At 44.7% G+C, this 20526-nt stretch carries 16 protein-coding genes; 7 read left to right on the forward strand and 9 right to left on the reverse strand.

The window, feature by feature from the left end; translation table 11 throughout:
* Positions 1 to 40 precede the first annotated feature (40 nt).
* The 3 genes from NOM01_RS04920 (at position 41) to coaW (ending at position 3086) form a co-directional block, all read left to right on the forward strand.
* Positions 41 to 979, forward strand: coding sequence for a beta propeller repeat protein (locus tag NOM01_RS04920; RefSeq protein WP_255746888.1), 939 nt, complete (start codon positions 41 to 43; stop codon positions 977 to 979).
* A gap of 60 nt (positions 980 to 1039) precedes the next feature.
* The gene (locus tag NOM01_RS04925; RefSeq protein ID WP_255746889.1) at positions 1040 to 2188 is read left to right on the forward strand and encodes an HAD family hydrolase; all 1149 of its coding nucleotides are present in this window, start codon (positions 1040 to 1042) and stop codon (positions 2186 to 2188) included.
* 79 nt (positions 2189 to 2267) lie between these two features.
* Positions 2268 to 3086 carry a type II pantothenate kinase gene (coaW, locus tag NOM01_RS04930; RefSeq protein ID WP_255746890.1) on the forward strand — a complete coding sequence of 273 codons (819 nt, stop codon included), beginning with the start codon at positions 2268 to 2270 and terminating at the stop codon, positions 3084 to 3086.
* Positions 3087 to 3141: 55 nt separating this feature from the next.
* Here coaW and serA read toward each other — a convergent pair whose 3' ends face one another.
* The 3 genes from serA to hisC form a co-directional block, all read right to left on the reverse strand.
* On the reverse strand, positions 3142 to 4746 hold the full coding sequence (serA, locus tag NOM01_RS04935) for a phosphoglycerate dehydrogenase (RefSeq protein ID WP_255746891.1): 1605 nt from the start codon (positions 4744 to 4746) through the stop codon (positions 3142 to 3144).
* On the reverse strand, positions 4739 to 5908 hold the full coding sequence (locus tag NOM01_RS04940; RefSeq protein ID WP_255746892.1) for a pyridoxal-phosphate-dependent aminotransferase family protein: 1170 nt from the start codon (positions 5906 to 5908) through the stop codon (positions 4739 to 4741). The genes serA and NOM01_RS04940 overlap by 8 nt, the downstream gene beginning before the upstream one ends.
* Positions 5909 to 6346: 438 nt before the next feature.
* On the reverse strand, positions 6347 to 7435 hold the full coding sequence (hisC, locus tag NOM01_RS04945) for a histidinol-phosphate transaminase (protein ID WP_255746893.1): 1089 nt from the start codon (positions 7433 to 7435) through the stop codon (positions 6347 to 6349).
* Positions 7436 to 7822: 387 nt separating this feature from the next.
* On the opposite strand from hisC, the gene NOM01_RS04950 reads away from it, so the two are divergent.
* Positions 7823 to 8662, forward strand: a complete 840-nt coding sequence (locus NOM01_RS04950; RefSeq protein WP_255746894.1) for a MurR/RpiR family transcriptional regulator — start codon at positions 7823 to 7825, stop codon at positions 8660 to 8662.
* A 250-nt stretch (positions 8663 to 8912) separates the two neighbouring features.
* On the opposite strand, the gene thrB is transcribed toward NOM01_RS04950, so the two are convergent.
* From thrB to NOM01_RS04965, 3 genes are read right to left on the reverse strand one after another with little or no spacing between them, the layout of a single operon-like run.
* The gene (thrB, locus tag NOM01_RS04955; RefSeq protein WP_255746895.1) at positions 8913 to 9821 is read right to left on the reverse strand and encodes a homoserine kinase; all 909 of its coding nucleotides are present in this window, start codon (positions 9819 to 9821) and stop codon (positions 8913 to 8915) included.
* A complete protein-coding gene (thrC, locus tag NOM01_RS04960; protein WP_255746896.1) occupies positions 9818 to 10876 on the reverse strand; it encodes a threonine synthase in 1059 nt (352 codons plus the stop codon). The genes thrB and thrC overlap by 4 nt, the downstream gene beginning before the upstream one ends.
* Before the next feature lie 4 nt (positions 10877 to 10880).
* Positions 10881 to 12167 (reverse strand): homoserine dehydrogenase, encoded by a 1287-nt coding sequence (locus NOM01_RS04965; protein ID WP_304654774.1) that lies wholly within the window; start codon positions 12165 to 12167, stop codon positions 10881 to 10883.
* Between the two features lie 702 nt (positions 12168 to 12869).
* Between NOM01_RS04965 and NOM01_RS04970 the strand changes: the two genes are divergently transcribed.
* Positions 12870 to 13373, forward strand: coding sequence for a hypothetical protein (locus NOM01_RS04970; RefSeq protein ID WP_255746898.1), 504 nt, complete (start codon positions 12870 to 12872; stop codon positions 13371 to 13373).
* 9 nt (positions 13374 to 13382) lie between these two features.
* On the opposite strand, the gene NOM01_RS04975 is transcribed toward NOM01_RS04970, so the two are convergent.
* Complete coding sequence (locus NOM01_RS04975) at positions 13383 to 13937, reverse strand: hypothetical protein (RefSeq protein WP_255746900.1); 555 nt, start codon at positions 13935 to 13937, stop codon at positions 13383 to 13385.
* 2 nt (positions 13938 to 13939) lie between these two features.
* On the reverse strand, positions 13940 to 17014 hold the full coding sequence (locus NOM01_RS04980; protein ID WP_255746902.1) for a DEAD/DEAH box helicase: 3075 nt from the start codon (positions 17012 to 17014) through the stop codon (positions 13940 to 13942).
* 618 nt (positions 17015 to 17632) lie between these two features.
* Here NOM01_RS04980 and NOM01_RS04985 point away from each other — a divergent pair.
* Both NOM01_RS04985 and lipA read left to right on the forward strand, forming a co-directional pair.
* The gene (locus NOM01_RS04985; RefSeq protein ID WP_255746904.1) at positions 17633 to 18454 is read left to right on the forward strand and encodes a lipoate--protein ligase family protein; all 822 of its coding nucleotides are present in this window, start codon (positions 17633 to 17635) and stop codon (positions 18452 to 18454) included.
* Between the two features lie 39 nt (positions 18455 to 18493).
* Positions 18494 to 19423 carry a lipoyl synthase gene (gene lipA, locus NOM01_RS04990; RefSeq protein WP_255746905.1) on the forward strand — a complete coding sequence of 310 codons (930 nt, stop codon included), beginning with the start codon at positions 18494 to 18496 and terminating at the stop codon, positions 19421 to 19423.
* A 45-nt stretch (positions 19424 to 19468) separates the two neighbouring features.
* Here the strand turns inward: lipA and gltC are convergent, their stop codons facing one another.
* On the reverse strand, positions 19469 to 20374 hold the full coding sequence (gltC, locus tag NOM01_RS04995) for a glutamate biosynthesis transcriptional regulator GltC (RefSeq protein ID WP_255746906.1): 906 nt from the start codon (positions 20372 to 20374) through the stop codon (positions 19469 to 19471).
* Positions 20375 to 20526 lie beyond the last annotated feature (152 nt).

The raw sequence follows: 20526 nt of genomic DNA on the forward strand, positions 1-20526 counted from the left end.
TTTAAACTATAGGCAATGATAGATAACGGAGTGGTACGAAGTGAAGAAAAAAAATGAAGCATCCGGTACGAAAAGTGTGTCGTGGGTTTTTTGGCTGCTCATTGCCAAAATTATTTTTATTCTCTTGCTGGCGGGGCTGACGGTATGGATTATCTATGCGGTTCATGCGTCGAATTCAACAGGAGGCGTTCGATTTACTCACGTGCTCGGTGCGGGATACAGCAAGGATGGTAAGACGCTTTGGCTTGGGACGAACAAGCGGCTGCTTACCTATAAAAAGGGTATTTGGCACTCCGAAAAGCTTAAGAACCGCGCGCATGACGACATGTTTCTAGCCATCAGTTCCGGTTTTATTCAGATGAATGAGACGGGCTATCTGCAGTGGAAGACATTGAAACAAGAGCCGCTGGGCCACCGAAAGCTGAATGAACCTCTTGGAGGGCTGTGGGCCTTCGGCTATAAGACAGGACGTATGTATCACCTTCAAACAATAGCAGGTGAAGGATCTGCATTACGTTATTCGGATGACGGCGGCGCTACATGGAAAGTCGTGAAGATAAAACATCTGGATGCGAATGCCCAGATTCTTGAAGCTTCACCGGTCGATAAACGTGTACTAGCGATTGGGACTACAAGAGGTCTATATGTCAGCACGGATCTGGGCGCTCATTTTCATCGATACTTGAAGGGCTACTCGGTTACGAGCGCTGCATTCGGTTTTAGCAAACAAAATGCACTGCTCGTTGCTGTTGCGGGAAAAGAAACTGCACTTTACCAAATCATTCCTCAACAAGAAAAATCAATAAATCTTGATATGGGTACAGTGGAAAATGACACAGTGACTCAAATCCTTCAAAATCCGGCGAATTCCGGAGAAGCTGTCATGATGACTAAGCACGGTGACTTGTATCGAACGGAGAACAGCGGACAAAACTGGACAATCATTGCGAAAAAAGGTCGCGGATTAAATGGAAATTAAATGCGGACAAAGGGTTTCCTATGATAAACTGATATAAATAACGTGAAGGTCGGTGAAGAGATGATTCAAACGGTTTTATTTGATGTCGATGGTGTATTTCTTAGCGAAGAACGCTATTTTGACGCCTCGGCACTTACTGTGCGCGAATTACTGTACAGCGAGAACTATTTAGGGCTCGGAAACGGCAAACCTTTCCAAACGGAATACAGAGACGGAGAGATTGCTGAAATCCGATCAGACATATTTCTTAATGATGATGTACTGAACTTCTTAAAATCCCGTGGAATGAATGCCAATTGGGACATGATTTATATAACGATTTCCGAACAGCTGATTCATTTAACGACTCAGCTTCCTGAAGATGTGAAGACGCAGGCAGCAGAATTGCTGAAGAAACCGATTGATCAAACCACATTGAATACGTTTCGCTCATTGTTTAAGAATTACCAGATAAAACCTGATTTCAAGCGCTTTATGGATGATTATAAAGATACCAAAGCAGTAAAACAGGAATTAATCGTTTATCTTAATGAGATTGCTTTGAAGCGGCTTGGCATTGAAACCTCAGCATTCCAGCCGAAAAGTGCTTTTTGGCATATTGGCGAGCACGCATCCCAGGAATGGTATATTGGTGATGAAAATGTTCTGGCAGCAACAGGCTTGCCCTCGGTTCAAACAGGTAAGAAAGGTTTTATGAACGAAGAAGTAACTTTGGCTGATCCGGAGTATATTCGTGGAATGTTTCACGCATTTCATGATTATGGTGTGCGCGTGGGTATTGCTACAGGCAGACCGCGATTGGAGACATTCAAACCATTTACCTATTTAAACTGGATCGGCGAGCTTGATCCGAATCATATTGTAACCGCAGACGATGTACTTGCCGCAGAAAAGAAATACGATGCGGCACCGCTTGCTAAGCCGCATCCTTTTACGTATCTCGCTTCCTTTCATGGTAAGGACAGTGATCTAAAACGCTGGAGCGCTCGTCGCCCTGAGCAGCTGCCTGATGGAGAACAAACCTTGATTGTCGGTGACTCACTCGCTGACCTGCTCTGCGCAAAGCAATTGGGCTGCCGATTTGCCGGGGTCCTCACCGGCCTTTCCGGTCAGAAAGCTCGAAGTGAATTAGAGGAACATGGTGCTGATTTTATTCTCGATTCCATTGCAGATGTAAAGGACTTGGTGCTTCATCTTCTGGGAGAATAAAAAAAATAAATTTTTTTAGGCGGGCGATGCGGGCCTGCCTCTTTTTTATCCGGACTTAATGAGGGAAGAAGGAGAATTGATGGTGAATGGTGTAACGGCAGGCATAGACGCAGGTGGAACGCTATGCAAGATTGCTATGCAGACTGAAAAGGGATGGGTATATCAATCATTTCCCACAAAGCAGATCCAGAAGTGTATTTCATGGCTGGATACGTATTGTGCACACCGCTGCCTTTGCATTACCGGCGGCAAAGCGAGCATGATTCGGGAAAAACTGAAACGGTCTGATTATACGCTCATACCTGAGTTCTCTGCATCATGCGCCGGTGCCCGAGAGCTGCTCGCCGCAGAAGGACATGCAGATCTCTCAGATTTTATCCTTACTAATGTCGGAACCGGAACGTCGATAAATCATGTTAAAGGAATGACACAGGAATGGATGGGTGGAACGGGAGTTGGAGGAGGTACGATATTAGGTCTGTCCGGACTGCTTACAGGCGTTTATAATTATTCGACATTGATTCAGTACGCTGAGCATGGAAAAAGAGATTTGATCGATCTGACAGTTGCACGTATCTATGAAGGTGAGAAACCGCCGATTCCCGGTGATTTGACCGCAAGTAATTTTGGCGCTGTGTCAGATGAAGCGGCATCGCCATCTTCGGCAGATCAGATTGCGTCAGTAATTGGACTTGTCGCAGAGACGGTCACCTCGCTTAGTGTCTTGGCAGCGCAGAAAGCCGACGTAAAGACGATCGTTTATATCGGGAGCTCCTTCGTCAATAATTCCTTGCTGCGAAAAATTGTTACTCGCTACAGTGGGCAATGGGGGTTCGTTCCAATTATTCCGCAGTATGGATCCTTTTGCGGAGCTGTAGGTGCAGCTCTTACAAAATAAAACAGCCGCCAATCGCTGAAAAGCGGAATTGGCGGCTGCTTTACTTTGGCTATGATTAATTTTCATCTTCCGGGATGTTGATTTCAACAAACTGAACATCATTAAGATCTTCAATACTGAGTAATTCATCACGAACGCTGTCCGGTACAGGTTTGTCAACAGTGAGGACCATGACCGCTTTACCGCCGATTGTTTGGCGTCCGACGTACATACTGCCAATGTTGATGCTGCCTTTTCCAAGAATTGATCCGACGTTTCCGATCATGCCGGGAACGTCCATGTGATCAATATAGAGCAAGTATTTTTCTGGTTCCATATCAAGGCGATAGCCGTTAATTGAAACAATACGGCCGCCAAACCCGGTTAAATAGGTGCAGGCAATCGTCGCTTTGTCGTCGCCATTCACGATTTCCAGTTCGATAAAATTGGTGAATCCTTTATGAGCTGCATTTTTTTGTACACTGTATGAGAGACTGTGTGCCTTAAGTACTTGCATGACGTTTACGATATTGATCGAAGAATCCAAGTAATAGGAAAGCAGTGCCTTAATCATTTGCCGTGTGAGCAGCCCTGTGTCTTCTAAAAAGAGTTCACCATAATAATTAATATTTATTTTTTTCGGTGCTTTTTTGAAGACTTGCATTAAAAATTCGGCCATTTGTTCGCTTAATGTGAGATATGGACGGATCTTCTGCTGTACCGATGCCGAAATATGCGGCAGGTTAATGGCGTGCTGCACACTTCCCGATGTAAAGATACCGACAATTTCTTCACTGACCGATTCAGCAACCTTTTCCTGTGCTTCGGCAGTTGATGCACCGAGATGCGGTGTAACAATAATGTGCGGATTCTGAGTCAGTCCGGTGTTTTCAGGGGGTTCGTGTTCGAATACGTCAATCGCTGCTCCGGCGACTTGACCGCTGTTTACAGCGTCGACAAGTGCTTGCTCATCAATAATGCCGCCACGCGCACAATTAATGATACGAACGCCCTTTTTGGTTTTGGCAAAATAGTCTGCGTTGATTAATCCGCGTGTTTCAGCAGTCAACGGGGTATGAACCGTGATGAAATCGGCTTGTTCCGCAATTTCATCCAAGCTTGCTTTAATAATTCCCAATTTCTTCGCACGATCTTCGGTTAGAAACGGATCATAGCCGAGAATGTTCATTTGGAAACCTTTCGCCCGTTTGGCAACTTCGGTGCCGATTCTGCCCATGCCGACAATGCCTAAGGTCTTTTGATAGAGCTCGACGCCTTTGAAAAGTTTGCGTTCCCATTTTCCGGAGGTAAGCGAACCGTATGCCTGAGGAATGCTGCGGGCGAGTGACAACATCATTGCCATCGTGTGTTCCGTTGCAGCGATCGTATTGCCGGCCGGCGCGTTAATGACAATAATGCCTTTTTCAGTAGCTGCCTCAATGTCAATATTATCGACGCCGACACCGGCGCGGGCGATCACCTTCAGCCGGTCCGCAGCTTGTATAATGTCGCGAGTTACTTGTGTTTGACTGCGCACGATCAGTGCGTCGTAATCCTTAATCATTTCTGTGAGAACTGTCGGTTCAAGGCCGGTGTGTTGATCAACTTGAAATTCTTGATTGCTTGTTAAAGCTTTCAAACCGCTCTCGCTGATTGGATCGGTAACAATAACCTTATACATTTTTTGCGTAGACCTCCTCAGCCTTTTTAACTGCTGCGCCGAAACGAGGCGCCTGTCCGAATTTTGCAAGTGTCAATTCGAGTGCGCTCAATACTTTAAGAATATCGAATGGCGTGCAATAACCCATATGTCCGATACGGAATATTTTTCCTTTAAGATCTTTTTGACCGCCGGCAATAGTAATTGAGAAATCTTTTTTCAATGCTTTTTGAATATCCGGAGCAGCGATACCTTCCGGCTTAACGGCTGTAACGGTTGGCGAAGCGTCTTCTTCGGTTGTCAGCAGCGGCAGCCCCAGTTCACGGAGCCCGGCTCGCATCATATCGCGCAGGAGCACATGACGCTTGATCACGTTTTCCCAGCCTTCTTCTTCGATCATGTCGCAAACAGCCTGCGCACCCTGAATGAGTGAGACAGCCGGAGTAAACGGCGTTGATTTTTGTTTTTCATAAGTGTCGACGTAGCGTTTCAGGTCGAGATAAAAACGCTTTTCCGGACATTCGCGAATTGCTTTCAATCCTCGATCGCTGAATGCGGCAAATGCAAGACCCGGAGGAAGCATCAGTGCTTTTTGTGAACTGGTGACGAGAATATCAATATGATCGCTCTCCATGTCAACAGGGACGGCGCCGATGCAGCTGACACCGTCTACGATAAATAGAGCATCGGTTTTTTCTTTGACAACTTTTCCAAGTGCGTGGATCGGATTCAGAACCCCGGTTGAGGTTTCATTGAATGTTCCAAACACCGCCTTAATGGGTGTTCCTTCAAGGGTATCGATAAATGCCTCAAGCTGTTCAGGAGAACAAGATTTGCCCCACTCGATATTTAAGCGGTGAACGGTTGCTCCATAATTTTCCGCAATCGAAGCCAGGCGGTCGCCGAACGATCCGGCAACGATCACGACTGCGTGGTCGCCTTCGTGAATTGTATTCACAACTGCTGCCTCAAGTGCCGATGTACCGCTGCTGGTTAAAATCATGACAGGATGCTTAGTTCCGAAAACAGGCTGGAGCCGTGTTGCGACATCTTCAATCAGTACGGAAAAATCTGGACTCCGATGCCCGATCATCGGGCGTGCCATTGCGGCATTGACTTGATTTGGAATAGGGGTCGGGCCGGGTGTAAACAAATACGTCTGATCTAAAAACAATGAACTCATCCTTCCTGTTTCTCTTTGATTTGCGGAAGCGGCTTTTGCTCCCTGAAAAAATAAAAACGTCCCTCGCAGCATGGTTTCATGCTGCGAGGGACGTTGATATTCGTGGTGCCACCCTCATTTACCGACAATAAAATATAAATGTCGGTCTTCATTGAATCGATAACGGCTTTAAGCCGGACCCGCATACACATTGCTGCACATGATTTCACAACAGCAATTTTCTGCCGATCTGTTTCGGAGTGCTCAACTAATTGTGAATTGTACCGGCTTCCAGCGTAATACCGGCTCTCTGTGAACAAATCCCGCAATCAATGCTGTCTCCATCATCACAATTGTCATGATTTAAATGCTTAACTTATTGTGTCCAAATTGTAACAGCTATCTGATTGTTTGTAAAGAAAAATATTTTGATTTCTTCAGAAATATCGGAAGACCTAATTATTTACTCGGTTCCGCCGAAGTTTCGAGAATCGCCTGTTCAAGAATCTGAAGAAAGAGTTTCATATCTTCCATGGTGCCAATGGTGACTCGCACGCCATCTTGAAAGGGGTTTATTAAGAATCCTTTTTGTTTGCAATACAACGCCACCTGTTTCGGCTCGGCAACTTTAATGTAAATGAAATTTGCTTGAGTATCAAAGTAGGAAATGCCCTTTTTATCAAGAAAAGCAGTGGTCATTGAAAGGACCTCGCGATTTTTGAGCACACATGCTTCTTTAAACGTATCATCCTTGAGACCGGCAAGAGCGGCAACTTGACTCAATCTCGGGTTGTTGAAAGGGGGACGGACCTTTCCAATTTCTTCAATGACGGGCAGACTTCCAATGGCATAACCGATTCGGAAAGAGGCAAGTCCATACGATTTGGAGAACGTCCGGAGCACAAGGACATTTTCCTTGCTCTCAAGGTAGTTTAATCCATTTGGAAAATCCTTTGCTGTAACAAAATCAATATAAGCTTCGTCAATGACAATTAGCACATTTTCAGGGACTGCTTGAACAAATTGATCCAGTTCGGTTTTCGTTAAATAGGTCCCAGTCGGATTGTTCGGATTGCAAATCCAAACGACCTTAGTTGTTTCATCGATAGCCTCAAGCATCGCTTTCCAGTCATGTTTTCCATTTTGGTCACAAGGTATTTTCTTTGTTGCTGCACCTTCAATTTGAGCATGACAATAATATTCATAAAAAGTCGGCCAGGCCATGACCATGCTTGTGCCCGGTTCAAGAAATGCGCGACTGATTAAAACAATAATTTCATCCAAACCAGCGCCAAAGAGAAAACGATCCTCCCTGATACCTAATCGTCGCGAAAGTTCACGCCTCAGATCAGAATTCTGGCAGTCCGGATAAAGCTCAGGAAGCAGAGCATCATCTATGATTGCATTACGTACATTTGGCGATGCACCGTATACATTTTCATTGGAGTCTAACTTTATCATGCGCTTCAAGCCGTACATGTCTTTTATTTCATCCACGGATGGGCCGGGATCATAAGCTCTTAAATTTTCAAGTGTTTTTTTAAACATTGTGATCACTCCTTCTGTTCCAGTTTGAATTATTTCTCCTACCACATTATTCGGACACAGGGCTTTTGCCACCTAGGTATGTCCGGTCTCATTTTCAAGAAATTTTAAATGCGGCAGATACTGGGGTCTCTTTATCCATTACATTTAATCATGGAAAAGTATAAATGTAAAGAGAATGTCAATAGAGTTAACAGCTGAAAAATAGGCGGTAAAATAAGATAAATGACTTGATGACTAGAATAGTGTCATGCGTCATTTTATTAAAAATTTGCATGAATACACGTGAAAATTGAACAAAAAGCAAAAATAGAAAACGTTTGCAGAAAATTATTTTCAAATGTAAGCGTTTGATGTACAATGGAATTATAAATGAAGGAGGGACTATGAATGGCAGAGAGTCAATGTATTGTTCGTATTCAGTCAGCCTATCCGCACTTGAGTGAAAAAGAACGCAGAATTGCTGATTATATTTTAAATAATCCGAAGGAAACAATTCACAGCAGTATTAACCAAGTCTCCGCGAGGATCAAGGTGGCGGATGCAACTGTTTTTCGTTTCTGCCGCCGATTAGATTTTAAAGGATTTCAAGAAATGAAAATAGTACTTGCTTCTGACATTGCGCGAAATAAACGCTTTGGAGAAACGACGAAGACAAGTGAAGACGATGTCTTAAGTCTAGCGGAACAAGTGTTTCAAGACAACATCCGCACATTGGAAAACACGTATCAGATTTTAAATAGCGAAGGTTTTAAAAAAGCTGTTTCTATTTTGGCACACTCAGAGCGCATTGCATTTTTCGGAAGCAGTGGTTCTGCCTTGATTGCTCAGGAAGCACATCGAAAGTTTGTACGCGCGGGAATCATGACCTACGCGCCGAGTGATGGTGAGTTTCAAATGCTGTCGGCTTCACAATTGACTGAGCGTGATGCCTCGGTATTTATTTCATACTCGGCTTCAGATAAGCATCTAGTTCAAGTTGCTAAAACGGTGAAGCAGAAACGCTGTCCGGCGATTGGGATCACAGGATTTATGAAATCGCTGCTTGCGGAACTGATGGATGTCTCACTGCACACAGTTTCTGTTCCGACTGATTTCAGATCAGAATCCTATGTGGCACGTGCCGCCCAGGTGACTTTAATTGACGCGCTTTTTGTGAGTGTCATGGAGCAACGCCAAAAGCTGCAGTTAATTGACAATCACGAGCAGGATGCGCTTTTACAGGGATGATTCTGAATTGTATTGCAAACGATTACAGAGTTGGCGCTGCAAACAATAGACGACATTTGATTATCGATCATTGGGAACGCAGGACAAGAAATAAAATATATAAACCGCCAAGAATTGCGGCAAATAAAAATATAAAGCCCCAGGCAATCTTAACTTTCATCAAAAAACCTCCTCATTTGCTCTTAGTTTGAGCAGATCAGGAGGTTTCTATTAAAAAGAAAACTGAGTGTCAGATGCCTATACTTGGAAATTATTTGGCGGATGCGATGCGTGTTTGCACACCAACGTTCACCGGCTCCAGCACGATACATTCGTAGTCTTTGAAACGCTTTTGCAGGAGACTGCACAAATTCGCACTTTTATCCTTGCTGACCAGTGACATGACTGTTGGACCTGCACCGCTTAAAAAGGTACCAAATGCTCCATTTTCACGCGCTATGTGAGTGATCTCATCCATATCAGGGATCAGCTTTGCGCGGTACGGCTGGTGAAATTTGTCGCTCTCCATCATTTTGCCCGCAGACACGCCGTCCTCACTCAGCAGAGCCGCGACGAGCACATTGCCAATACTGCTTGCTTCAATGGCTTGCTTGAAGGGCATTGTTGTAGGCAAGGCTTTGCGCGCTTCACTTGTCTTTAGTTCAAAGTTGGGAATGGTTGTCACCAAATCAAATTTCGGTGCGGGCAACCGTACACTTGTTACCCTCGTTTTCGATTGTGTAGAGATAACCAGTCCTCCGTAGAGCGAAGCCGTGACATTATCAGGATGGCCTTCGGTACGGCAAGCCATCCATGATTTATCCTCCAGGGAGAGATTAAGATCGAGCAGAACATTGGCAAGTTCAATACCTGCAATAATGGCGGATCCGCTGCTGCCCAGACCGCGTGAGAGCGGAATATCGTTAAACACATCCACAGAGTAGGCAGGCAGTGTTTTCCCATGTTCATCGGCAATTTTCCTGGCTGTAACATAAATCAGATTGTTTTCAAGAGCAGGGCGAAATGCAGGCTGATTCACATAGTGGAAGGACCATGAGTCTGCTTTGACTGCTTCTAAACGCAGATAACGGCCGACTGCCAAACCAATAGAATCGAATCCTGGCCCAAGATTAGCCGTGCTTCCCGGCACTTTTATTTGAAATGCCAGCGGCTTGCTCATTTGGTCACCTGTTGAAGATGATCGACAACAGCAGAAGCTTCGGCACCGATAATTGTCGGTTCAATCGTCAACGTATCCATTGCTGTGGTTGGATCCTTCAGACCGTTTCCAGTCAGAATACACACGATCTTCGAACCTTTTTTGATTTTGCCTGCAGCCACATGTTTCATCAGGCCCGCAACGGATGCGCAGGAAGCAGGTTCAGCAAAGACGCCTTCTGTTCGAGCGATCAGCTTGTAAGCAGCAATAATTTCTTCATCGGTTACGGAATCAATTTCTCCGCCTGATTCCTTTTCAGCAGCGACCGCAAGCTTCCAGCTGGCGGGGTTGCCGATTCGAATCGCGGTAGCAATCGTTTCGGGATTTTCAATAACTTTATTTTTGACAATGGCCGCGGATCCTTCTGCCTCGAATCCGTGAATTTCCGGCGGAGCGATCTGCTTGTTGTCGCGGAGTTCTTTGAACCCTTTCCAATAGGCAGAGATATTTCCGGCGTTGCCGACGGGGATACAAAGCACGTCCGGCGCGCTGCCGAGCTGATCAACGATTTCGTAAGCACCTGTTTTCTGTCCTTCAAGTCTGAACGGATTGATTGAGTTGACAATGGTAAAATCTGAATGTGCTCCTGTATAGCGAACAATATCCAAAGCTTGGTCAAAGTTTCCGTTGACTTCAAAGATCTTTGCTCCGTACATGACGGACTGAGCTAATTTGCCCAATGCAATTTTTCCTTTCGGAATGACGATGATGCAATCCATACCTGCACGTGCGCTGTAAGCAGCTGCCGATGCTGACGTGTTGCCGGTGGAAGCGCAGATTACACCTGTGCTTCCGCTTTCCTTTGCCTTAGCAACGGCGAGAAACATGCCGCGGTCTTTAAAACTACCTGTTGGATTCAGACCTTCGAATTTTCCATAAATCTCGCAGCCTAATTTTTCAGACAGCTTTTCAAGGGGAATGAGCGGTGTGTTTCCTTCAAGCAGCGTCAATCGCGGTGTTTTATCCGTAACCGGCAAGACATCCTTATATTGTTCCATTAAACCTTTCCAAGCCATGATTTTAGCCCCTTTCAACACGGAAGTATTTAGCATTCACAATGGCATCCAACTGTTTCAGCATTTCAAATGATTTTTCAAAAAGTACTTTGTTCGTGACGTGAGTGACAATGGCAACTTCGGCAACATCGCGTCCCGGAATCGGTTCCTGATATAGTTTTCCGAGGTTAATCTGCTGCTCCCTAAAGAGATCGGTCAGTTTTGAGAATGAGCCGGGTTCATCCTTCATATGCATCCGAACAAAGAACTGGCTCTCGACAAGATTATCCTTGCGGGCATGCAATTCTTTTTTTGGTAGAAAAATATGATTGCCGGTTACGCCAAGCGAGATATTGCGGACAACTGAGAGAAGGTCGGAAACGACGGATACCGCAGTCGGGCCTTCTCCGGCGCCTGCACCATAATACATGGTTTCTCCTAATGCAGAACTATAAACATAGATGGCGTTGTTTTCATTTTCCACCGAAGCGAGCGGATGGCCGTTAGGAAGCAGTGTCGGTTCGACGCGTACATCAATGTCGCCATTGTTGACCTCCGAGATGCCAACCAGTTTGATCGTGTATCCAAGCTTCTTAGCAAAAACGATATCTTCACGCGTCACATCAGTGATACCCTTAATTTTTACATCGTCCAGTTTCACAGGAATAGAATAGGCAAGATGACTTAAAATGACCATTTTTCGCGCGGCATCAAGTCCCTCGACATCCGATGTAGGATCGGCTTCGGCAAACCCCAACTTTTGGGCAGAAGCGAGTGCTTTTTCATACGACAAGCCTTCGCCACTCATCTTGCTCAAAATATAGTTGGTCGTTCCATTCACAATACCGATCATTTTCTGAATCCGATCAGCTGCCAGACTGTCGGTAAGTGTCCTGAGAATAGGAATTCCGCCGGCAACACTCGCTTCGTAATAGAGATCGCAATGATTGGTTCTTGCTTCTAAAAGTAATTCTTCGCCGTAGGAAGCCATGAGGTCTTTATTGGCAGTGATTACGTTTTTCTTATTTTTAAGCGCTCGCAGAATATAACGATACGCTTGATCCACGCCGCCGATCAATTCAATAATTACATTTATTTCGGGATTGTCAAGAATTTCATAGACATCTGTGGTTAAATTTCGGTTATCAATGAGTACTTTTCTCGGTCTGTTTTTGTTGCGGACGAGCACTTTTTCCAGGTGGATTTCACAACCGGTACGTTCCTCAAGTCGTTCTCTGTCTTTTGTAAGCAGCCTGACGACGCCAGTTCCGACCGTTCCGAAACCAAGCAAGCCTATGGACACCTTCTTCAATTCTCACCACTCCTCGTATGCACACGCTACTAAAAGTATACGTGATCACAGATTAAGGCGCAGGCAGTATGTTAACGCAACTGTCCGCACTTTTCTATTTTTCAGTCAAATAACGAACGACGTTATGTATCTTGCATTATAACCCGAAGATTGAGCAACAACAAGACAATTTTTCTTGACAAATGCGTATGAGTGGAAAGAGAAAACGCCATGGTGTTTTGAATAGATTTAATTCTCTTGAGCAGCGAAAAAAAGATTATCATGTAAATCAGATGAGAATGAAGCTATGGGGGTTGACCATCCGTGAAAAATACGTTAGTATAAATGCCAATCGTCAATAGTTTAATGAATTAAAGTGATGATGGGGACTTGTCATGTGGGAAATGGTTTTCAGAGAATCGGGAATGGTGAAAACCCGGTAACCGGCACATGAACATACCGCCCTTGAATGTCTGTCTGAAGAGAGTAGGACAGAACGAGTGCCGGTCACTTGTTACAAAAATGACTGATCTCAAGATTGAGTTTACAGTTGCTAAGCCGGTGTTTGTGAAAACATCGGGAAGCTGGGTGGAACGTGAAAAGCCAAACCTTTTCGCCCCTGCACATTTATTTGTGCGGGGCGGAAAGGTTTTTTGTTTCAGAGTTAATAGTTATTGAACTTCAAATCTGTGCGATGCATATACGAAATGGGTGTCTGAACGAATGAAACAGAGCATGAACGTTGAATTAATGGATCAGAAACAGCTGTATGACTGTCTCTCGAATGTGTTGGGAGGCAAGAGATCACGCGCAAAAAACGTCTCCGTGACGCGTCACGGAGAGGAAAAGGCTGTGACTTACGAATTTGCGGAGACAAAAGCATCAGGCATTGCTCATGAATGGGTACAAAACGGTCCGCAGATTGGTGAGAGAGAGCTGGTGACAATATGTTTGCCGCTCCTATCGGAAAAAGAGTTTTGCCATGTTAACCATTTGATCTCAAAGTACAGAGGTACAATCATTGACAACAGAGACTTAACCTACACCGCGACGGCTGATGCATCCGCGAAACAAGTTGATGCATTGATTTGTGAACTGCTCCCTTATGGAATGACAGCAATGTCCAGAACAGTCATTGAACAAGATATTGATGCTCTTATGTCCTTAAAGAATAAGCAGCAGGAGAACTACAAAGCTTTGGCACGTGTGATCAGATCCGGCTGCTGATCGATGTACTTATTTTCTTTTTTTTGCCGCTTGGGCCATAACCGTTTTAACAATTTCCTCGGCGTTGTTTTGAAGATCCGGACGCATGATTAGTTTGCTTGTGTCGAAATGCTTATAGCTTGGCGTTTCCTTTGCCACTCGTTTCTTTAAACGCGCAACGAGCGCACGGTAGGCAGGACTGTCTCCCTGGTCGACCGCAGATTCAGCCTTATCGACTTCATTTGTTTTATCAAGGCGTATGACCCAATAAATAATGGCCGCCGTTATGTGTTCGCAAAAGGGAGCGGTTGAGGTGCAGCCGCAATCGGCAGTCATTGTGCTGATTTTTGGGGGAAGTGGCGTCTTAGATTGTTTGCTATTCCAGTGAATATTGACCTGAAAAAAAGTGCTGTGAACATCTTCAACACTTGCGTGCAATCCTTGATCCGACGCATGATAATCCCATACCCGATGCTTGTCATACAACATCAGACCGCGTTCGAATGCGCTTTGCTGTGCTCTTGCTGCATAATCAGCCAGCCATCCGGCCAGTCTGGCATTACGAAACGTAAGTCTGCGTGCCATGATTACACCACTCCTTCATGTAATTGAATCAGATTTAACAGTTCCTGATCGCTCATTTCAGTCAGCCAGGACTCCCCGCCGCTGAGAATCTGTTTTTGCAAGCTCTTCTTTCGCTCGATCAACTGATCAATTCGTTCTTCAAGCGTTCCTTCACAAATTAGTTTATAGACATAGACATTGCGTTCTTGACCAATCCGGTAGGCTCTGTCGGTAGCCTGTTCTTCAACAGCCGGATTCCACCAACGATCATAGTGGATCACATATCCTGCTTCTGTCAAATTAATTCCTACTCCGCCAGCCTTGAGTGAAAGGATAAAAAGTGTCTTCTTATGATCGGGATTCTGAAAATTATCGATCATTTTCTGGCGCTGTTCGGCACTTAAGGAACCGTGAAGGAAGAAAACCTGAGCATCCGGATATTTTTGCTGTACTTCTTCAAGCAGTAGTTTCCCCATTTTTACATATTGAGTAAAAAGAAGAACCTTCTCATCCTGTTCAAAAAGTGGATCAAGTATTTGAAACAATAAATCAAGTTTACCGGACGTCTGGTCGCTGGTTGCAGACGGATCGCTGACTAATGAAGGATGGTCGCATACCTGCTTCAGTTTGGTCAGCGTCGACAAAATCAGGCCTTTTCTCTGGATTCCGCCTGTCTCCGCGACGTTCTTTTTCAATCTGTTGACTATGGATTGGTAAAGTGATGCTTGATTTTTTGTCAAGTTGCAGATCCTTTTTGCTTCAACCTTTTCCGGCAGATCACGAATAATCTTTTTATCTGTTTTTTCACGTCGAAGGAGAAAAGGACGAATCATTTGGGTGAGCTGACGTCCTTTAGATCGGTTGTTTTTCTTCTCAATCGGATGAATAAACTGAGTTCGGAAACGTTCAAGTGATCCGAGATAGCCCGGATTCAAGAAATCCATAATCGACCAAAGTTCTTCAAGACGATTTTCAATAGGCGTACCCGTCAATACAAGACGATGTGCGGTCTGAATCGGGCGTAATGCACGCGTTTTTTGAGCGTGCGGATTTTTGATCGCCTGCGCTTCATCAAGAATGACACAGCTCCAATTGTAGCCCAGCATTTCGCTGGCTTCTTTTGTGTATATTGCATAACTGGTCACGACGACATCGCATGCGCGAAGGCGCGCGTGGAACGATTTTCCGCGCAACCGATCCGTACCGTGATGAATATACAGATCAAGCTGAGGCGAAAATGTCGCGCATTCATGCTTCCAGTTCGCAACGAGCGAGGTCGGACAAATAATCAGAGCAGGTCCCTTTGGAAGGGCGGAATCAGAAAGTGAATCTTCGGGATGCTGCTTGATATAATCCAAATAGGCGATTGCTTGAACCGTTTTACCCAGTCCCATATCATCGGCAAGACATCCTCCGACATGTTGGCGGCGCAAATTAACGAGCCATGTATAGCCTCGTTTCTGGTAGGAACGCAGACTGCCGACAAATGCATCGGGCAGCTGAACGCTGCGGGCAGGCTTTTTTAATAATTGGCTCAGATAATTGCCGATTTCCGAATCAAGATGAATATTGATTCGGCCGTTTCGTTTACGGCGGCGGGTTGCCTCAATTTTCATCGCTGCAGAAACACTCGGCTTCTTATCAAATAGGCTGAGCGCATCTTCCATTTCTTCGTAAGCCTTCATCATTTGATTAACAGGCAAATGGATCCACTGATTTCCTTGATAGATAAACGGTTGATTGGCGCGGACAAGCTGCCTGAATTCATCGGTACTTAATTGAATATCTCCAATTGCAATACGCCAATCATAAGTGATCAGCGAATCTAAGCTGAACAGTGACGCTTCATTTCCATTTTTTTTCTGATGAATATCCAAATCAACAGTTACTGACGGAGCATCTTGAATCGCGACATTTTCCGGAAAGACGACAAGGATCGAGGCGTCTGCAAGGATATGTTCGTATTGATAGAGTTCTGAGAGCTCATGTATTGAGATGCAGCCGTCAGCGACGCCCTTGAACAACGAAACGATTGATTCCGGTATTTGCCCTTTTATCCGATCGAAACATTGGGACAGCCAATTTTCTTGGGTGAGCGAGACCGGACCGGCAGTCTCTTCAGGTGAACGCTCTGCAAGTCTGCCATTTTGCCAGCCGGAAATTTTGATTGTGTAGTCCCAAATGGATGACGCAGAAAACAAATTGTCTGCATTCGCAGGCTTAAGGATTATTTTCGCTGTTTCCGGAACAAAATAGGCTTCAGTTTGTTCACGTTTATAGTTCAACAGTGCCTGCTCCCATGAACCTGACTGCTCAGACGCAACAGGGCGGACCCATCCTGCAAGTTCAAATTCTAACTGATCCATTTGTTCGATCTGTTGCTGGTCATGAAGGATCATCCATGGTTTGTCTGTTCCAGTAAGAGGACTGCCGCTTTTGAGTTGATTCAGAAATGAATCGTGATCACTATTCTCAAGCTCAATCAGCTGATTGCTTAAATCTGTCTTTTGATTGGAACGAATCATGGCGTTCAACCAATAGATGACAATTAGGTAAACCCATTGCTGCACCTTCTGATCCTGCAGCTCATCTATTGAGAATGCGAGGCGCGGCAACCGGCTCAGCCAATCGGCAAACAACCCGCTATCAGTGAGAACGCGGGCATCGGGTATCCATTGACAGAAATAGCATTGCTCATCTTTTCCACGCTTCAGATGATAGAAAAAGGGATAAAAAAGTCCATTTTCTAATAGACTATCTATAGTTTCTGATATTTGGCGAAACCATTGTACAGTGAGTCCGGGTAAAATGCCCTTTTGATCTTCCCGAATAACCCCGTCATGGATCAAACGAAAGACACCGGCCATCGGCATAATAGCGCCGTCAACGTCAGCGTCGCTCTTACCATCAATAAACTTCGCTTTATAAGGGAAAAAAGGATATGAGGATGCTTCGCTCAGCCATTCCGGAATCTCCGCGTTGTCTGCGGAGCGGTTCGGAAAGGGCAGGACTTCACCATTCATGTCAGTAAACCAAATAAAAAAGTTCCATGAATTCTCAATATGAGGAATAAAAGTCATTTGAAGAAATCGATCCATCCAGTAAGATCTCCTTAAAAAGTTGGTGATGTTAAACAATCATATTGTTTATTGGCTCATTTACCACCGGGTTGATGAACGATGGGGAAAAGCTTTCATACTTCGAGCCATCAAATCGGCACATTTTTCAGCAAGCTGAAAGATGTGAAGAGCAAATTAGGCTTTTCACGAATAGGTCAATAATATAGTACGAACAACAAAATCCTGCAACAAAGCCAAAAATAAAAACTGAAATCAAAATTCTATATTATATAGAAACAACTGGCCATAGATTTAATGATTTAGACCATTGAATGCTTGCATTTGCATAAAATTACTATCCTATAAGTGTATCATAGCGATCATTAAGAAGATACTTCAATTCCTGATAATCAGCTGACGAGATGGATAGGCACATGCAATTTTATTGAATTCTTGTTATGATAAACAGAGAAGTTAATTGAGCGCTGTATAACATTATGGCACAGATGGTGATGAAACTATACTTGTAAGGTTCATAATATTGTTAGCGCTAACATTTTCTGTGTACACAGATTTAACGATGAGTTCTAATTATTGAGTGTTTTAAATAACACGGGAATGATGTGTTGGAGCCAGAAAGTAAAGGCGGGATTGCAAATGAAAGAGAAAGAGTGGTATTTTATTGATTCAGGCGTCAATTCACCGGCGTATAACATGGCACTTGATGAATATCTGCTTGAATGCGGCGCAAAGGGCAGGAAGCAGCCAGTCCTTCGTTTCTATGGCTGGAATCCTCCGGGGCTCTCCATTGGCTACTTTCAAAAGACTGATGGAAAAATTGATTGGGAAGGAACAAAGGCACATCACATTGAATGCGTACGTCGCTTGACTGGTGGGCGCGCTGTACTCCACCATAATGAACTCACTTATAGTGTCATTATTCCTGAAAATGATCCGGACATGCCGCACTCAGTTGTCGGGGCTTACAGGGTTTTGTCCAAAGGATTGCTCGAAGGATTCAGAGCGATGGGATTAAGTGCGGATCTTGCTATCCCCGAAAAAAAGCCGGGCAGTGCCCATTCACCAGTGTGCTTTGAGGAAGCATCCTGGTATGAACTGGTCGTTGAAGGACGGAAGGCTGCAGGAAGCGCACAGACAAGGCAGAAGGGAATGATCCTTCAGCATGGATCAATTCCGATCTCAGTTAATGAAGACGAACTCTTTGATTGTTTTTATTATGCAAACGCCAAGCTGAAGGAGCGGGCAAAACGGGCCTTTTCCGGTAAGGCGGTTGCACTGGAAGATCTACTGGGGCGAAGCGTTGACTTAGAGGAAGTCAAAGAGGCCTTCCATCACGGTTTTGAAGAAGGATTGGATATCAAGCTTCAGCCACTGATACTGACTGAAGACGATGAGCGAAACGTCTTGGCACTGGCAGAACAAAAGTATGAAACAGACCAATGGAATAAATCCAGGTAAGCGCAAAGCGGTCATTGAAAAACGCGAGGGGGAATAACAGTGGAAAAGCACGGATCCTATTTGAGAAAACCTGATTGGCTCAAGATACGAATCAATACGAATCAGGACTATCGCGGTATTAAACATCTGATGAGGGAAGAGAGCTTGCACACGGTTTGTGAGGAAGCAAAATGCCCAAATATTCATGAATGCTGGGCAACCCGCCGGACTGCGACATTTATGATTCTAGGTGACGTATGTACGAGAGGATGCCGTTTTTGTGCGGTCAAAACCGGCAGACCGACAGAACTGGATCTCCGCGAACCGGAACGTGTCGCAGATTCAGTATGCAAGATGCGTCTGCGTCATGTCGTTGTGACCGCAGTGGCCCGAGACGATCTCAAGGATGGCGGTGCATTTGTTTTCGCAGAAACTATTCGTGCGATCCGAAGAAAGGCACCCTATTGCACCATTGAAGTATTGCCTTCAGACATGAAAGGCGATGATGAAAGTATTCTGACGCTCATGGATGCAAAACCGGATATTTTCGATCATAATATTGAAACGGTTCGAAGACTTACGAAACGTGTTCGTGCAATCGCCACCTACGATCGCTCACTCGCGGTTTTGAAACGGGTAAAGGAACTGAGCCCAAATACACCTGTAAAATCAAGTATTATGGTCGGTCTTGGTGAAACTAAAGAAGAGATTCTTGAGGCAATGGATGATTTGCTTGCGAATCATGTGGATATCATGGTGATCGGCCAATATTTGCAGCCGACTCGAAAGCATCTGGATGTCATCCGTTACTATACACCGGAAGAATTCGATGAGCTTAAGGAAATCGCACTTGCAAAAGGTTTCAGACACTGTGAAGCGGGACCTCTGGCCCGTTCATCTTATCATGCTGATGAACAAGTTGGAGAGGATTCACGTCGCCGTCATGACGAATTGATTCGTCAATCTGAAAAAGAAACCGGAACTGAATAATAATACATCAGAGCGCCGCGTCTTGTTTACTTCAGACGCGGCACTTTATTGCCCGAAACGATGCAATCGTTCATAAAAGTCGTCAATAAAGGATGAAAAAAGCTGCTCGGAAGGAGCGAGATCACGATCGCGCGGCCGTATCACGCCAACGGAACGCGATATTTTCGGAGTGCTGAGTGCAAGAACAGTGACGTCGTCCGGAAGATTATATGCGGCAGCATTTTCAGGCATTAAGGCAATACCGAAATTGGATGAGACTAGGCTCTTAATTGTGTCCATGTCCTCACCTTCAAAAACGATATTCGGAGTAAATCCGGCCTGTCTGCACGCATCACGGAATAATTCTTGAAGGGAAAGCTTGCTGCGAAATGTGATAAATCGTTCGTTTTTGAGTTGGCTCAGCGGAATTGATCCATGTCCGGCTTTTTTATGCTGTTTCGACATGAGAAGAACCATTCGCTCCGTATAAAGGATGCTGCTGCGTACAACGTCATGGTGCTTCGGAACCGGCGAAGCAAAGGCAAGATCGATGCTGCCCTGTTCAATCAATTTAATTAGGTAGGGGACCGTGCCCTGATGGAGCTGGAAATCAATGCCTGGGTGTATGTCATGAAATTTTTGCAAAACAATAGGCAAGGTGTGTACCGACAAACTTGTTGAAATTCCAAGTCGGATCAATCCCGTTTCAGGATTAAGGTATTCTTTAATCTTTTTTTGAGCTTTTTCAAATTCAATTAATCCCCGTTCCGCATGTTGCAGAAATATTTTTCCTGCTTGCGTAAGTTGAATGTTGCGCCCTTTGCGCGAAAAAAGAGCAACGCCGAGTTCGTCCTCAAGCAGCGCAATCTGACGGCTGATCGCGGATTGCGCGACATGCAAAGCTTCAGATGCTTGTGTTATATGTTCCCTTGTTGCCGCTTCTATAAAATATTGAATCTGCCTTAATTCCATTATTCGCACACCATTCATCTAAAATTGAGATTGATTTATTCTAAATTATATATTGTAAAGATTGATATTGAAAGAGTAAAATTAAATCACCATACTTTTGGCCTAATAAAGAGATAAAAAATACGTTTTCAGAAAACTCACACAGATATGAT

Source organism: Sporolactobacillus sp. STSJ-5, from assembly GCF_024385605.1.
GTDB lineage: Bacteria > Bacillota > Bacilli > Bacillales > Sporolactobacillaceae > Sporolactobacillus.

Excerpts from the sequence above, each read along its gene's own strand:
- NOM01_RS04950 (WP_255746894.1), top strand. The coding sequence starts at position 7,823 with ATGGCAGAGAGTCAATGTATTGTTCGTATTCAGTCAGCCTATCCGCAC.
- NOM01_RS04940 (WP_255746892.1), bottom strand. The coding sequence starts at position 5,908 with ATGAGTTCATTGTTTTTAGATCAGACGTATTTGTTTACACCCGGCCCG.
- NOM01_RS04970 (WP_255746898.1), top strand. The coding sequence starts at position 12,870 with ATGAAACAGAGCATGAACGTTGAATTAATGGATCAGAAACAGCTGTAT.
- hisC (WP_255746893.1), bottom strand. The coding sequence starts at position 7,435 with ATGTTTAAAAAAACACTTGAAAATTTAAGAGCTTATGATCCCGGCCCA.
- NOM01_RS04980 (WP_255746902.1), bottom strand. The coding sequence starts at position 17,014 with ATGGATCGATTTCTTCAAATGACTTTTATTCCTCATATTGAGAATTCA.
- thrB (WP_255746895.1), bottom strand. The coding sequence starts at position 9,821 with ATGAGCAAGCCGCTGGCATTTCAAATAAAAGTGCCGGGAAGCACGGCT.
- gltC (WP_255746906.1), bottom strand. The coding sequence starts at position 20,374 with ATGGAATTAAGGCAGATTCAATATTTTATAGAAGCGGCAACAAGGGAA.
- NOM01_RS04975 (WP_255746900.1), bottom strand. The coding sequence starts at position 13,937 with ATGGCACGCAGACTTACGTTTCGTAATGCCAGACTGGCCGGATGGCTG.
- thrC (WP_255746896.1), bottom strand. The coding sequence starts at position 10,876 with ATGGCTTGGAAAGGTTTAATGGAACAATATAAGGATGTCTTGCCGGTT.
- coaW (WP_255746890.1), top strand. The coding sequence starts at position 2,268 with ATGGTGAATGGTGTAACGGCAGGCATAGACGCAGGTGGAACGCTATGC.
- serA (WP_255746891.1), bottom strand. The coding sequence starts at position 4,746 with ATGTATAAGGTTATTGTTACCGATCCAATCAGCGAGAGCGGTTTGAAA.
- NOM01_RS04985 (WP_255746904.1), top strand. The coding sequence starts at position 17,633 with ATGAAAGAGAAAGAGTGGTATTTTATTGATTCAGGCGTCAATTCACCG.
- NOM01_RS04925 (WP_255746889.1), top strand. The coding sequence starts at position 1,040 with ATGATTCAAACGGTTTTATTTGATGTCGATGGTGTATTTCTTAGCGAA.